11 protein-coding genes are annotated in these 13,704 nt (G+C 66.6%); 7 read left to right on the top strand and 4 right to left on the bottom strand.

Annotated elements, in window-relative coordinates; all coding sequences use genetic code 11:
• The first annotated feature begins 174 nt into the window (after window positions 1-174).
• Together AB5J62_RS41000 and AB5J62_RS41005 are read left to right on the top strand one after the other, a co-directional pair.
• Window positions 175-2,070: a GTP-binding protein gene (locus AB5J62_RS41000; protein WP_370945433.1), complete on the top strand. Its 1,896-nt coding sequence runs from the start codon at window positions 175-177 to the stop codon at window positions 2,068-2,070.
• A complete protein-coding gene (locus AB5J62_RS41005; protein ID WP_370945434.1) occupies window positions 2,067-3,026 on the top strand; it encodes an LLM class flavin-dependent oxidoreductase in 960 nt (319 codons plus the stop codon). The genes AB5J62_RS41000 and AB5J62_RS41005 overlap by 4 nt, the downstream gene beginning before the upstream one ends.
• 532 nt (window positions 3,027-3,558) lie before the next feature.
• Here the strand turns inward: AB5J62_RS41005 and AB5J62_RS41010 are convergent.
• Entirely contained in the window at window positions 3,559-4,689 is a 1,131-nt protein-coding gene (locus tag AB5J62_RS41010; protein ID WP_370945435.1) for a CU044_5270 family protein, read from the bottom strand.
• The gene (locus AB5J62_RS41015; RefSeq protein ID WP_370945436.1) at window positions 4,682-5,275 is read right to left on the bottom strand and encodes an RNA polymerase sigma factor; all 594 of its coding nucleotides are present in this window, start codon (window positions 5,273-5,275) and stop codon (window positions 4,682-4,684) included. Before AB5J62_RS41015 ends, AB5J62_RS41010 begins: the two co-directional genes overlap by 8 nt.
• Window positions 5,276-5,389: 114 nt before the next feature.
• Between AB5J62_RS41015 and AB5J62_RS41020 the strand changes: the two genes are divergently transcribed.
• Together AB5J62_RS41020 and AB5J62_RS41025 are read left to right on the top strand one after the other, a co-directional pair.
• Entirely contained in the window at window positions 5,390-6,292 is a 903-nt protein-coding gene (locus tag AB5J62_RS41020) for a serine hydrolase (RefSeq protein WP_370945437.1), read from the top strand.
• A 69-nt stretch (window positions 6,293-6,361) separates the two neighbouring features.
• Window positions 6,362-7,555, top strand: a complete 1,194-nt coding sequence (locus AB5J62_RS41025) for an FAD-dependent monooxygenase (RefSeq protein WP_370945438.1) — start codon at window positions 6,362-6,364, stop codon at window positions 7,553-7,555.
• Here the strand turns inward: AB5J62_RS41025 and AB5J62_RS41030 are convergent.
• Window positions 7,549-8,760, bottom strand: coding sequence for an alpha/beta hydrolase (locus AB5J62_RS41030; protein ID WP_370945439.1), 1,212 nt, complete (start codon window positions 8,758-8,760; stop codon window positions 7,549-7,551). The genes AB5J62_RS41025 and AB5J62_RS41030 overlap by 7 nt on opposite strands.
• Window positions 8,761-8,968: 208 nt before the next feature.
• Between AB5J62_RS41030 and AB5J62_RS41035 the strand changes: the two genes are divergently transcribed.
• Window positions 8,969-9,811, top strand: a complete 843-nt coding sequence (locus AB5J62_RS41035; RefSeq protein ID WP_370945440.1) for an SAM-dependent methyltransferase — start codon at window positions 8,969-8,971, stop codon at window positions 9,809-9,811.
• Between the two features lie 326 nt (window positions 9,812-10,137).
• Here the strand turns inward: AB5J62_RS41035 and AB5J62_RS41040 are convergent, their stop codons facing one another.
• Window positions 10,138-11,067 (bottom strand): patatin family protein, encoded by a 930-nt coding sequence (locus tag AB5J62_RS41040; RefSeq protein WP_370945441.1) that lies wholly within the window; start codon window positions 11,065-11,067, stop codon window positions 10,138-10,140.
• 71 nt (window positions 11,068-11,138) lie between these two features.
• Between AB5J62_RS41040 and AB5J62_RS41045 the strand changes: the two genes are divergently transcribed.
• Window positions 11,139-11,678 carry a PadR family transcriptional regulator gene (locus AB5J62_RS41045; protein WP_370945442.1) on the top strand — a complete coding sequence of 180 codons (540 nt, stop codon included), beginning with the start codon at window positions 11,139-11,141 and terminating at the stop codon, window positions 11,676-11,678.
• On the top strand, window positions 11,675-13,693 hold the full coding sequence (locus AB5J62_RS41050; RefSeq protein ID WP_370945443.1) for an FAD-dependent oxidoreductase: 2,019 nt from the start codon (window positions 11,675-11,677) through the stop codon (window positions 13,691-13,693). Before AB5J62_RS41045 ends, AB5J62_RS41050 begins: the two co-directional genes overlap by 4 nt.
• The last annotated feature ends 11 nt before the right edge of the window (window positions 13,694-13,704 follow it).

Genomic DNA, 13,704 nt, shown 5'->3' on the forward strand with positions numbered 1-13,704 from the left:
TACTAATGTCAATCCGCCAAGTCGGCCGTGCCGATCATCGGGAAAATTCGGTTGCCTGCCGCACGGCACCTCTGCTCTAGTCGGCTGCCAGACCGTTCGAAGGAGTCGTCATGCGCGGAACAGCCATGTCCTACCCAGTGGTGATCACCGTCTACCCAGAGGACATGACTCTTCGTGCACACCTTGAACTTAGGCATCGTCGCCCACGTCGACGCCGGTAAGACCAGCCTGACCGAGCGGCTGCTGCACACCGCGGGCGTCATCGACGAGATCGGCAGCGTCGACGACGGCAGCACCCAGACCGATTCGCTCGCGCTCGAACGCGCGCGTGGCATCACCATCAAATCCGCCGTGGTCTCGTTCTCCCTCGACGACGTCACGGTGAACCTGATCGACACACCCGGTCACCCGGATTTCATCGCCGAGGTGGAGCGGGTGCTCAGCGTGCTCGACGGAGCCGTGCTGGTGGTCTCCGCCGTCGAAGGCGTGCAGGCGCAGACCCGCGTCCTGATGCGCACGCTGCGACGTCTGCGCATTCCCACGCTCATCTTCGTGAACAAACTCGACCGACGCGGCGCGGATCCCGAGCGCGTGCTCGGCGAGATCGCCGCGAAGCTCACTCCCGCTGCGATCCGCAATGACACACCCGACGCGGATGTCCTGGCCGAAAACAGCGATGCTTTCCTGGCGGCCTATCTCGACGACGCGGTGTCAAAAGAGCTGCTGCGCAAGGAATTCGCGACTCAGTCGAAGCAAGCGCTCGTCCATCCCGTGTTCTTCGGCTCGGCCATCACCGGCGCCGGAACGCGGGAGCTGACCACCGGGATGAAGAGCCTGCTGCCCGCCGCCGAGTCCGATGTGGACGGACCGGTTTCCGGCACCGTCTTCAAGGTCGAACGCGGCCCTGCCGGTGAGAAGATCGCCTACGTCCGCATGTTCTCGGGGACACTGCGGATCAGGGATCGGTTGCCCGCAGAGCAAAAGGTCACCGCGATCCACGTTTTCGAGAACGGTTCGGCCGTGCGGAGCGGGCAGGTGAGCGCCGGGCAGATCGGCAAGCTCTGGGGGCTCACCGAAATCCGGATCGGTGACGCGATCGGCGAACCGCGAGCGGGCGCCGGACGGCACCACTTCGCGCCTCCGACACTGGAGACGGTCGTCGTCCCGGTGCGGCCGTCGGACAAGGCGGCGCTGCACCCGGCGTTGACCCGGCTGGCCGAGCAGGATCCGCTGATCGACCTCCGGCAGGACGCGATCAGGCAGGAGATCTCGGTGTCGCTCTACGGCGAGGTCCAGAAGGAGGTCATCCAAGCCACGCTGGCCGAGGAGTTCGGCGTCGAGGTGACCTTCCGCGAGACGACCACGATCTGTCTCGAACGACCGAGCGGCACCGGCTCGGCCTTCGAGATCATCGACAAGGAGCCGAACCCGTTCCTGGCCACCGTCGGGTTGCGCATCGACCCGGCCCCGATCGACTCCGGTGTCGAATTCCGGCTGGAGGTGGAGCTCGGGTCGATGCCGTACTCCTTCGTCAAGGCGGTCGAGGAAACCGTGAAAGAGACACTGCGGCAAGGGATACACGGGTGGCGGGTCACCGACTGTGTGATCACGATGACCCATTCCGGTTACTGGGCACGGCAAAGCCATGCGCACGGTACGTTCGACAAGAACATGTCGAGCACGGCAGGCGACTTCCGCAACCTCACCCCGCTGGTGCTGATGGACGCGTTGAAGGAGGCGGGGACCACGGTGTACGAGCCGATGCACCGGTTCCGTCTCGAACTGCCGCCGGACACCTTCGGCGCGGTCTCTTCCGCACTCGCCAAACTGCGTGCCATCCCGCTGACGACCGGCACTTCGGCGGTGCTCGAAGGCGAGATCCCGGCGGCCGAGGTGCACGGGCTGCAGCAGCGGCTGCCCTCGCTCACCCGGGGTGAAGGCGTGCTGGAGTCGTCGTTCGAGCGCTACCAGCCGGTGACCGGCGAGGTGCCCGAACGATCTCGTACCGACCAGAATCCGCTCAACCGCAAGGAATACCTGCTGCAGGTGCTGCGCAGGGTAGGGGTATGACCACAGGAGGAGACGGCATGCGTGTCGGCACGAGGATCAACCGCCAAGTGGCGCCCGGCGAGATGAGGGGCCTCGCGCGCCAGGCGGACCAGTCCGGGCTCGACGAGCTGTGGGTCGTCGAGGACTGTTTCTACACCGGCGGCATCGCCAACGCGGCGACCGTGCTCGCGGTGACGGAGTCGATCACCGTCGGTATCGGCGTGCTGCCCACGGTCGCCCGCAACCCGGCGATCGCCGCGATGGAGCTCGCCACGCTGGCCCAGCTCCACCCCGGCAGGCTGACCGTCGCGTTCGGACACGGCGTCCCGGCGTGGATGCGCCAGATCGGCGCGTACCCGAAGTCCCCGCTGGCAGCGCTGGAGGAAACGCTCGACGTCATCAAGCGGCTGCTGTCCGGCGAACGTGTTTCGGTCGACGGCAAGCACGTCCGGCTGGACGAGGTCGAGCTGGAGTACAAGCCCTCGGTGGTGCCGCCGCTGCTGGCCGGCGTCCGCGGTCCGAAGTCGCTGGCGGTATCCGGCAGGAAGGCCGACGGGACGATCCTCGCGGAGCCCGCCGCGCCGGAGTACATCCGCGAGACGCGCGAAATCACCGGCAACGCGATCACGACGTACAACTGGTTCGCGCTCGACGAGGACCACGAGCGCGCCCGCGAACGGGTTCGTGGGCGCGTCGCGGCCGCACTCGGCGTGAACTCGGCGCCGCATGTCCGGCCGATGCCATTCGGCGAGGAACTGTTGGCCATCATGGAAAGCGGCGAGGACGTCGCGTCACAGCTCCGTCCTGAGTGGATAGACCAGCTCAGCGTTTCGGGCCCGCTTGAGCATTGTGCCGAGCGAGTGCGGCAGCTGCATGAGGCTGGAAGCGAGTCGGTGGTGCTGCTGCCGCTGCCAGGCGAGTCGGCGGCCGAGTCCATCGCCGCGGCGGGCGAGGTCAAGGCGAGGCTTGCCAGGTAAGGGCTCGTGCGCGTTGCGGGCGGTTCTATTTTGAGCGGAAACCCAAACGTGGCGTGATCGTCGGCTCGGCGTGGGGGTCGTGAGTGGTGCGGCCGGTTCTAACCGGCGAAAACACTCACGACCGCTTTTCTGCTGCCTCGTGCGTGTCAGGGTCGTGGTCGGGCGTGGGTGAGGGCCTACTTCGCTCGGATCCGTGGGGTGAGGGCCTAGCTCGACCGCATATACGGGTGAGGGAGGCCCCCACCCACTCAGCTCGGGTGAGGGAGGCCCTCACCCGAACCGACCGCGGATGAAGGCTCCCCTCATACCTGGCTCTCGCACCTGGGTGAGTGCGTTTTGCGTCGTCCAACGCCGCAAACCGCACTCAGCCTGTCCTCAACGACCCTCAGGCGCTGGACAAGCAGGTTGACCGTGTGGGAAATGCGTCGTTCAACGACGCATTTCCCACACAGCCACCCCGGCCACAGCCGAGCACACCAGACACGCCACCTTTGACATTCCGCTCAAATAACCGCCCGCAACGCGCACGACCTCAGTTGGCGGGCGGCTGGCCGAGCGTGTTCGCCACGCCCGTGCTCACCGCGCTGAACTCGGTGACCGTGCCCGGCTTGATCCACGCGTCGTACGGGTGCTCGCCCGCCACGCTGCGCACGCCGATGAACTCGCCCGTCTTCGGGTCGATGATCAGGTCGCGACGCTCGTGCTCACCGTCGATGCCGAGCGCGATGCCGGTGCGGCCGTCGAGGTTCGCGGCGGTCTCGATCACCCGGACGCCGTCGATCTTCGCCAGCGCGCGGTACCAGTTGGCGCGCTGTTCGGCGGGCATCAGGCCGTCCTCGAGGATCTGGAGTCCGAAGTGGAACATCACCGCAGGCGTGGAACCCCGGCCCTTGGTCATGTCCTTCAGCTTCGCGAACATCTTGTCGGGATCGTTCGGCAGGTTGCGGTAGAACGCGGGCTGGGCCGAGTCGGTCACGTCGCCGCAGACCTTCTTCGGCTTGGATTTCGGGAAGAAGTCGCCGCACGCGCCCTGCCGGTCACCGCGGTCGGTGTCCATGATCGGCGGCGGTGTCGTCTCGGACTCCGGCGACGTGCCACCGATCCACTTCAGCGGGCCGAGCACCTCACGGCGTTCCAGCCATGTCTGCTTCTCGTCGGCGGGAATCCAGGTCTGGTACCGCAGTTCGAGCAGGTAGGTGCTGCCCTTGATCGTCTGGTCCGGCGCGTCGACGGAGACACCCGTGCTCTGACCGCGGGTGTTCCAGACGTGCTTGTTGATGTAGCGGAACTGGCCGGGCCCGACCGGCTGGTCCACCGCGCCGACGGACAGGTCAGCGGCCTTGTTCAGCACCTCGGCGGCCACCAGCGTCACGGCGGGCGCTTCGGACGGCGCCTCGGACGACTTCCCGGACGCCGGCGGCACCGCGGCCTGGGGAGCGGGCTCGTCGGACCGGACCTGGACGACCACCGCCGTGATCGCGAGCACCCCGGCGGCAGCGGCCGCGACAGGCATCACCAGCCGACGGCGCCGCGGCTTGAGCTGCGGGAGCGCTGCTTCGGCGTCGACAGCGGCCATCAGCTTCGCGCGTGCGTCCGTGAGTGGCGCGTGGGAGTCACGGGCTTCGCGGTTCAGCTGGTCGAGAGCCTGGTCGAGCTCATTCACTGACGTTCTCCTCAAAAGTCTTGTCGGTCAAGAAAGCCTGGAGTTTGTGCCGGACCCGGTGCAGCCGGGAGCGCACGGTGCTGGCGGGGATCCCGAGTGCCTCGGCGACCTCGGCCGGTTCGAGCCCGGCCCACGAGGTCAGCAGGAGCACGTCGCGTTCGGCCTCGCTGAGCGCGGCCAGCTCGCCGGCGAGCCTGCGCAGACGGCTGGCGGCGTCGACCCGGTCGGCCACTCTGACGTCGTGGTTCTCGGCGGGCGCTTCCTCGCCGACGGCCTTGGCCGTGAGCTGGTAGCCGCGGACCTCGTGCCGGACGTGGTTGCGCAGCAGATTGGTCGCGATCCCGTACAACCAGCCGCGAATGGGTGCCTGCGTCGGGTCGTAACTCGCGCGTCTTCGCAACGCGACGAGAAAGGTCTCCGCGACGAGATCGTCCGCCACGTGCTCGCCGACCCGGCCCGCGAGGTAGCCGCGTAACGGCCTCGCGTACTCGTCGAAGAGCCGCGCGAAGGACTCCTTCGGGTCCTCCACGGCGAGGTCTGGCCGGTCTCCCGGGGCTTCAACCCTGCGCTCGATGATTCCTGTCACGGTACTGCTTGTCAGTTCCGGCCGCCGCGTCCCCGGTTTTCACCCGATCGAGAGCCATCCCACAATCAGGCCGGTTACGGCGAATACGGAGGCCCGCTCAGCACAACACCAATCATGAGCAAGCGAACGGCAATGCTCCTCTCCGGACTGTGCGTCGGCGCGGTCGTGGCGATGCTCGCGTTCATCTATTCGACGCGCGGGCCGGCGCAGGCTTCGTTGTCCATGCCGCTGGAGACCACCGCGACGGGTGTCACCCCGTCGGAGACTTCCGCCGAGGAACCCGCCCCGGAACCGGAGCCGAGCCCCACGCCGACACCGACACCGTCGCCGAAGGTCACCGCGACGGCGAAGCTTTCCGGCCAGGTGCCCGGTGGTCAGGTCGGCGCGATGGTCTACGACCGGCAGGAGAACAAGGCGCTGCTCGCCGAGCACGCCGACACGGTCTTCACCACCGCGTCACTGGTGAAACTGCTGATCGCGTTCGACGCGCTGGACAAGGGCACCTCGTCGAACGCGACCGTCGCGCAGATGCTTTCGCGCAGCGACGACAACATCGCGAGCAGTTTGTGGGTGGCGAACGGCGGCCAGTCGATCGTCACCCGGTGGGCGACGAAAATGGGGCTGGCCCGCACGAAACCGCCGACGGATCCCGGTCACTGGGGCAGCACGCGCACCACCGCGTCGGACATGGTGAAGGTTTACCGATATCTGATGGAGAAGGCATCGGACGACGTCCGCTCCGTCGTGCTGACCGCGTTGCGCAAGGCGACGAAGACCGGCGCCGACGGATTCGATCAGTATTTCGGTATACCGAACGGTATCGACAGGCCGTGGGCGGTGAAACAGGGCTGGTCCTGTTGTGACCCCACGCGAAATCTCCACACGACCGGCCTAGTGGGCGAAGAAGACCGGTACATCGTGGTCATTTTGACCTCGCGGCCGAGCTCCGTCTCGTGGGCCACCGGATCGAAGCAGGTCACGGCCGCGGCTCAGACGGTCGAAAGCTTGTTGAACTAGGTCCAACAACGGTACGCGCACATACGATCGTACTAAACGATCATATAGGACGTGTGTACACTCGCCAGGGTGGCGAAGAACATGAACGTACTCGTTTCGGGCGCGAGCATCGCCGGGCCCGCTCTGGCTTACTGGCTGCACCACTACGGTTTCAACGCGACGGTGGTGGAGCAGGCTCCCGAGATCCGCGATGGCGGATACGCGGTCGATCTGCGGGGCACCGCGGTCGAGGTGACCAAGCGAATGGGACTCTTCGAAACCATCAAGGAAGGCGGCACCGGCGTCGACGGCATTTCCTACGTCGACGTCAACAACAAGGTGAAAGGCAGTCTGGGCAAGGACTTCCTCGGCGGATCCGGCGTGGTCGCCGAAGTCGAGATCCTGCACGGCGACCTCAGCCGCATCCTGTACGACGCCACGAAGGACTACACCGAATACGTTTTCGGCGACTCGATCACATCGCTCACCGAAACCGCCGACGGTGTCGAGGTCACCTTCGAACGCGGTGCGCCACGCACTTTCGACTACGTGTTCGGCGCCGACGGGCTGCATTCCAACGTCCGCGCGCTGACCTTCGGCGACGAGTCGCGGTTCATTCACCACCTCGGCTACTACATGGCCATCTTCACCACGGAAAACCACCTGAACCTCGACCACTGGGAATGCTTCTACAACATGCCCGGCAAAGCGGCGGGCATGCAGAGCGCCCGTGGCAACTCCGAGGCGATGGCGATGTTCCACTGGAGTTCCGACCCGCTGTTCTACGACCGGCACGACATCGAGCAGCAGAAGAAGATCCTGCTCGACGTCTTCTCCGGCGAAAGCTGGGAAATCCCCCGGCTGCTGAAAGCGCTCCCTGACGCGACCGACTTCTTCTTCGACTCGATCGCCCAGGTCAAGATGGACGACTGGGCGAAGGGCCGGATCGCACTGGTCGGCGACGCCGCGCACAGCTCGTCCGTCCTTTCCGGAATGGCGACGAGCATGGCATTGGTCGGCGCGTACATCGTCGTCGGCGAACTACAGGCCCATCTCGACAATCACGAGACGGCGTTCAAGAACTACCGCGAAGACATGCGTGAATACGTCGAGCTGAACCACAAGATCGGCGCCGGAAATGCCACCGGCCTGATGCCGAAGACGAATTTCGCGATCTGGCGGCGCAATTTCCTGGTCCGGATGATGCCGTACATCCCTGGTAAGGAAAAGTTCCTCGGCGCTTACGAAAAAGCAGCGAACGCCGCGGTGCTCAAGGATTACTGATCGGTCGCCACGAGCGCGCCCTTCGCGCCCGTCTGCGGCAGCGGCCACGGCTTGACCTCGCCGCTGACCGTGACCTTGCGGGCGCCCGCGAACCGCGGGGTCGCGCTCTTGGACCCGATCCAGGTGAGGACGTCGGGCAGCTGCGACTTGAAGGTGTTCATGTTGTGCCCGGCGTCCGGGATGATCCAGGACGTCAACGTGGTCGGCAACGCGACGGCCTTGTTCATCCGCTGGATGGACGCGACCTCGTTGGCTTCCTTGTCGCCCGCGATCGCGAGCAGATCGACCGGTGACGGGTGCTTCGCGAGGTTGATCGAGACGTTGTTCGCGTCCGCGATGTCCTTGCGCCCCTTGAAGATGTCGGTGGTCTCGGCGTCGATCCACGCGGCGTCGTACCCGCTGACGCTGGCCGCGATGCCGAACCACTGCGGGTGCCGGGTGACCAGGTTGAGCGCGCAATAGCCGCCGGAGGACCAGCCCGCGATCGCCCAGGACTTCCGGTCGGCGTTGACCTTCAGCGTCTTGAGCGCCCACGCGCGGATGTCTGCGGTGAGGTAGGTGTCGTTCGCGGCGCCGTTGACCTCGTCGACGCATTCGGTGTCGTGCCCGACCTTCGGCACCCCCGTCGGGTCGGGGACGATCACCACGGTCGGCGGCATCAGCTTCTTGGCGATCGCGGCGTCGAGCTGGTCGTACAGCTTGTATCCGCCGCCTGCGACCTCGGGTCCGGACGGGTAGTTCGGGATCCACTCGATCACCGGGAAGGTGAAGCCCTCGTACGCGGGGTCGTAGTACTGCGGCGGGATGTAGAGGTTGACGTCGCGGGTGAGCCCGGTGCGCTCGCCGAGCACGGTCAGATGGAACGTCGAGCCGAGCCCCTTGGCACCACGGTCGCGGTTGTAGTCCTTCATCTGCTCGAGGCCGCCGCCGTTGAGCCCGCCCTCACCGTTCGTGCCCTCGCCCGCCGGGTTCGAGGTGCCAATGAGCGCGCCGACCGTCGGGAAGAAATTGCCGATCATGTTGCCGGCGAGTCCCATCGAAACGACGACGAGAATGACGGCGGTCACAGTGGTGGTGCTGCGGCCGGTGCGGCGCCATTTCCAGGAATCCCAGAACCAGGGGACGGCGATCACGGCGAGCAAAGCCAGGACGGCCACCAAGATCAAACCGAACGTCGAGTCCAGTCTGATATCGCTCGCGTGCATTACCGTTCCCTTCCGGGTAAGCCGTCAGCTTTCTTTCCGCCGGCAAGAAGACGCGCGGGTACTTGACGATGTTGACAGCTTGTGATTTGAGTCACATTCCCAGTAGGCGGGTGCTCCGCCCTGCGGGTCACGATACCGGTCGGGTGACGGGCAGCCTCCCCCACGGCGGTTAACATGACGCCAAGTAGCCGGACCTGGGAGCGCGCGCATGGACAACACCGAGGCCCTGCGGGCTATTGGGAACAGCCTCGACAGGCCGTCGGCCGCGCGCATCTACGACTACTTCATCGGCGGCAGCACCAACTACGCGATCGACCGCGAGTTCGCCGAGAAGGTCCGCCGCCGCCTCCCGCTCATGGGCGACTACTGCATGACCAGCCGCCAGTTCCTCGGCCGCGCGGTCCGCCGTTGCGCCGAACTCGGCATTCGCCAGTTCGTCGACATCGGCTCCGGCCTCCCCACCACCGGCAACGTCCACGAGGTCGCCGACGACACCCGCCCCGAAGAGGACACCCACGTCCTCTACATCGACAACGAGCCGATCGCGCTCGCCCACTCCCAGGTCCTGCTCGCCGACACCGCCGACCCCGACCGCCACCACGCGATCGCCGCCGACTTCCTCCAGCCGGAGGACCTGTGGGAGCGCGTCCGCGAGTCCGAGATCATCAACCTGCGCGAGCCCGTCGCACTGGTGATCAACGCGGTCATGCACTTCATCAAGGACTCCGAAAACCCCGACGCGGTCCTCGCCTACTACCGCCAGCGCCTCGCACCCGGCTCCCTGCTCGTCATCTCCCAGATGACCAACGAAAACCCGGTCAACGACGACGAACGCCAGGCGCTCATAGACCTCCTCGAGTACTACGAGACCACGACCAACCCCGGCGTCCTGCGCACGATGACCGAGTTCAGCCGCTTCTTCGGCGACTGGCCACTCCTCTCACCCGGCCTCGTCTACGCCCCGGCCTGGCACCCGGACTCGGAGACCCTGTTCTCCCGCTCCCCCTCGGAGTCCCGCGTCATCGGCGGCATCGCCCAAAAACCCGCCTGACCACGCTGGGCCACCCTAAAAAAATCCCAATGCGTCCTTCGGTCCCCGCCAGGTCCCGAATGCGTCCTTCGGTCCCTCACAGGACCCCAATGCGTCCTTCGGTACGTACCAGATCCCCAATGCGGCTTTCGGCACCTAACCAGCGCCCCAAAGTCACTTTCGGGGCGTGCCATGGCCCCAAAGTCACCTTCGGGACATGGCGTGCCCCCAAAGTCACTTTCGGGACATGGCGAGCCCGAAAGTGGCGTTCGTCAGGTCTTGTAGCCCGAAAGCCACTTTCGTCAGATGGGACCTGACGAAAGCCACTTTCGGGCTTTCAACGGGGGTCAGGTCGTCACGCGCAGGGGAGCCAGTGCGGTCAGGACCGCGGCGCGGCCCAGGTCGACGGCCCGCCGGAGTACGGCAGGGTCCCGTTCGATCGCGCCGATGTTCGGTGCGTTCAGGGGTGGGCGGACCGAGAAGACGCGAGGGTCGGAGGCGAGGGTCTGGGCGTCGGCGATGTCTCGGGCGTGCTGGGTTCGCCAGGCGTCCAAGGTGCCGGGGGCGTAGCGGCGGAGGAAGCGCGGGACCACGACGTCTTGGACTCGGGGTGGGGGAAGTGGGAGTTCGTCGGCTCGGCGGGTGCGCAGGACCAGGACGGCGGTGGCGCCCTGGGACAGGGCCGCGCGGAACGGGATGGGCTCGGCGACGCCCGCGTCGACGAAGCGGTGGCCGCCGAGGGAGATCGGTGGGCCGGCCAGTACCGGCATGCACGAGGTCGCGGCCAGTGCGAGCTTGACCGTGTCGATGTCGACGATGAAGGGGTGGAGGTCGGTCGACGCGCCGGTGTCGGCGTCGGTCGCGAGCGGGTGGAACTCGACGGGGTTGGCGAGGATGGCCGGGAAGTCCATCGGCTCCAGTCGCGAATAGACCTGGTGGACCAGGAAGTCGAGGTCGATGACCGAGCGGCCGCGCAGCGGGTGGAGTGGGTTCATGATCCGGCGCATCACGTCGGGGTTCCACCACGAGCGGACGCCGGTGGCCGAGCGGCCGCAGAGCAGCCAGGCGCCGTTCAACGCGCCCGCGGACGAGCCGTAGACGGCGTCGAACGCGGGGAGCAGGCCGAGTTCTTCGAGTGCGAGGACCATGCCGCTGGAGTAGGTGCCGCGGCTGCTGCCACCCTCGATGGCCAGCGCCAGGCGGGCCGAATCGGTGCGCCGACCTGGGGAACTGCCGGAGGCCATCCGGGACTCGATCAGCCGAAGTACTTCGTGCATACAACTATTATGAACGATTCAGTGATACGCGTCTCGTTGCAGTGCAACTAGTTGCATATCAAACTCGGAGCATGGCGTTGGAGCACGCGATACTGGTGTCGCTGGCCGAGCGGTCCGGCTCGGGCTATGAGCTGACGCGCCGGTTCGAGAAGTCGATCGGGCTGTGGTGGAGCGCCACCCACCAGCAGATCTACCGCGTGCTCAAGCGCATGGAGGAAGCGGGCTGGATCGTCGTCGATCACGTCGAGCAGTCCGGAAAGCCTGACAAGAAGGTCTACACAGTCAGCGCGGACGGCACAGAGGTCATGAAGCGGTGGCTCGCCGAGCCGGACCCCGGCGCCGGGCCGCGCGAACTCGCCGTCAAGATCCGCGGCGCCGCGCTCGGCGATGTCGCCGCCGTCGCCGAAGAGGTCGCGCGCCACCGCGACGTGCACGCCGAGCAGCTCGACGTCTACCGCCAGATCGAGAAGCGCGACTTTCCCGCACCGGCTGACCTCAGTGGACAGTCGTTGCACCAGTATTTGGTGCTGCGTGGGGGAATCCGTACCGAATCCGGCTTCGTCGAGTGGCTCGAAGAAGTTCTCGAAGCGCTCCGGAAGGGCACCTCATGAGCCAGTACCCGAACCTGCTGTCGCCACTCGACCTCGGCTTCACCAGCCTCCGCAACCGCGTGATCATGGGCTCGATGCACACCGGCCTCGAGGACAAGGAAAAGGACTTCCCGCGCCTCGCCGAGTACTACGCCGAGCGCGCACGCGGTGGCGTCGGGCTGATCATCACCGGCGGCTTCGCGCCGAACCGCACCGGCTGGCTGCTGCCGTTCGCCTCGAAGCTCAGCACGAAGGCGGAAGCCAGGGCGCACCGGCAGCTCACCGCGCCCGTGCACGAGGCCGGCGGCAAGATCGCGCTGCAGATCCTGCACGCCGGGCGCTACGCGTACAACCCGCTGAGCGTCTCCGCGTCGAGCATCAAGGCGCCGATCAACCCGTTCAAGCCGCGCGCGCTGACCGGATACGGTGTGCGGCAACAGATCCGCGCCTTCGCCGACTGCGCGGCGCTCGCGAAGGAAGCGGGCTACGACGGCGTCGAGATCATGGGCTCCGAGGGCTACTTCATCAACCAGTTCCTCGCCGAACGCACCAACAAGCGCACCGACGAGTGGGGCGGCACGCCCGAGAAACGTCGCCGGATCGCCGTCGAAATCGTGCGCCGCACCCGCGAGAAGGTCGGCCCCGATTTCATCATCATCTACCGGCTCAGCATGCTCGACCTCGTCGAAGGCGGCCAGAGCTGGGAAGACGTCGTCGCGCTCGCGAAGGAAGTCGAAGCCGCGGGCGCGACGATCATCAACACCGGCATCGGCTGGCACGAGGCCCGCGTGCCGACGATCGTCACCTCCGTGCCGCGCGCCGCGTTCACCTGGGTCACCGGAAAGCTGAAGCCGCACGTCGGCATCCCGGTGGTCACGTCGAACCGGATCAACATGCCCGAGGTCGCCGAGGAGGCGCTGACCAGCGGCAACGCCGACCTGGTCTCGATGGCGCGGCCGTTCCTCGCCGACCCGGAGTGGATCCTCAAGGCAGGCAGCGGACGCGAGGACGAGATCAACACCTGCATCGCCTGCAACCAGGCCTGCCTCGACCACGCCTTCAAGAAGAAGACCGTGTCCTGCCTGGTGAATCCCCGCGCCGGCCACGAAACCCTGCTGAAGCTGACGCCGACCCGCCGCGTCAAGCGGGTCGCGGTCGTCGGCGCCGGACCCGCGGGCCTCGCCGTCGCGACGAGCCTCGGCGCACGCGGTCACGACGTCGAACTGTTCGAGGCGGACAGCGAGATCGGCGGCCAGTTCGGCATCGCGCGCAAGATACCCGGCAAGGAGGAGTTCGCCGAGACGATCCGTTACTACGCAAGGCAAATCGAGGTGTCCGGGGTCAAGCTTCACCTCAACACCCGGGTCGCCGCCGCCGATCTGATCGACGCCGGGTTCGACGAGGTCGTGCTCGCGACCGGTGTCACCCCGCGCATCCCGTCGATCCCCGGCATCGACCACACCAAGGTGCTGTCCTATGTGGACGTGGTCAAGCACGGCAAGCCGGTCGGCGACAAGGTCGCGGTCATCGGCGCGGGCGGGATCGGCGTCGACCTCAGCGAGTTCCTGACCCACAAGGACTCCCCCGCGCTCGACCTCGACACGTGGATGTCCGAGTGGGGCGTCACCGACCCGGAGACCGCCGTCGGCGGACTCACCAAGCCGCAGCCCGAACCGTCGCCGCGTCAGGTTTTCCTTTTGCAGCGCAAGACTTCCGGTATCGGCGCCGGGCTCGGCAAGACCAGCGGCTGGGTGCACCGCGCCGCGCTGAAGGCCAAGCGGGTCGAGCAGCTCAAGGGCGTCCGCTACGACAAGATCGACGACGACGGCCTGCACATCACGGCCGACGAGAAGGCACGCGTGCTCGACGTGGACGCGGTCGTGATCTGCGCGGGCCAGGAGCCCCAACGTGAACTCGCCGACGAACTGCGCGCGGCCGGGCTCACCGTGCACCTGATCGGTGGCGCGGACGTCGCGGCCGAGCTCGACGCCAAGCGTGCGATCAACCAGGGCGTCCGGCTGGCCGCCGAGCTCTAGGACCGCTCCGA

Source organism: Amycolatopsis sp. cg5 (assembly GCF_041346955.1).
GTDB lineage: Bacteria > Actinomycetota > Actinomycetes > Mycobacteriales > Pseudonocardiaceae > Amycolatopsis.

Bases quoted from the DNA above. Each gene is read 5' to 3' on its own strand.
- AB5J62_RS41005 (WP_370945434.1), top strand. From the start codon at position 2,067: ATGACCACAGGAGGAGACGGCATGCGTGTCGGCACGAGGATCAACCGC.
- AB5J62_RS41045 (WP_370945442.1), top strand. From the start codon at position 11,139: ATGGCGTTGGAGCACGCGATACTGGTGTCGCTGGCCGAGCGGTCCGGC.
- AB5J62_RS41040 (WP_370945441.1), bottom strand. From the start codon at position 11,067: ATGCACGAAGTACTTCGGCTGATCGAGTCCCGGATGGCCTCCGGCAGT.
- AB5J62_RS41030 (WP_370945439.1), bottom strand. From the start codon at position 8,760: ATGCACGCGAGCGATATCAGACTGGACTCGACGTTCGGTTTGATCTTG.
- AB5J62_RS41035 (WP_370945440.1), top strand. From the start codon at position 8,969: ATGGACAACACCGAGGCCCTGCGGGCTATTGGGAACAGCCTCGACAGG.
- AB5J62_RS41020 (WP_370945437.1), top strand. From the start codon at position 5,390: ATGAGCAAGCGAACGGCAATGCTCCTCTCCGGACTGTGCGTCGGCGCG.
- AB5J62_RS41050 (WP_370945443.1), top strand. From the start codon at position 11,675: ATGAGCCAGTACCCGAACCTGCTGTCGCCACTCGACCTCGGCTTCACC.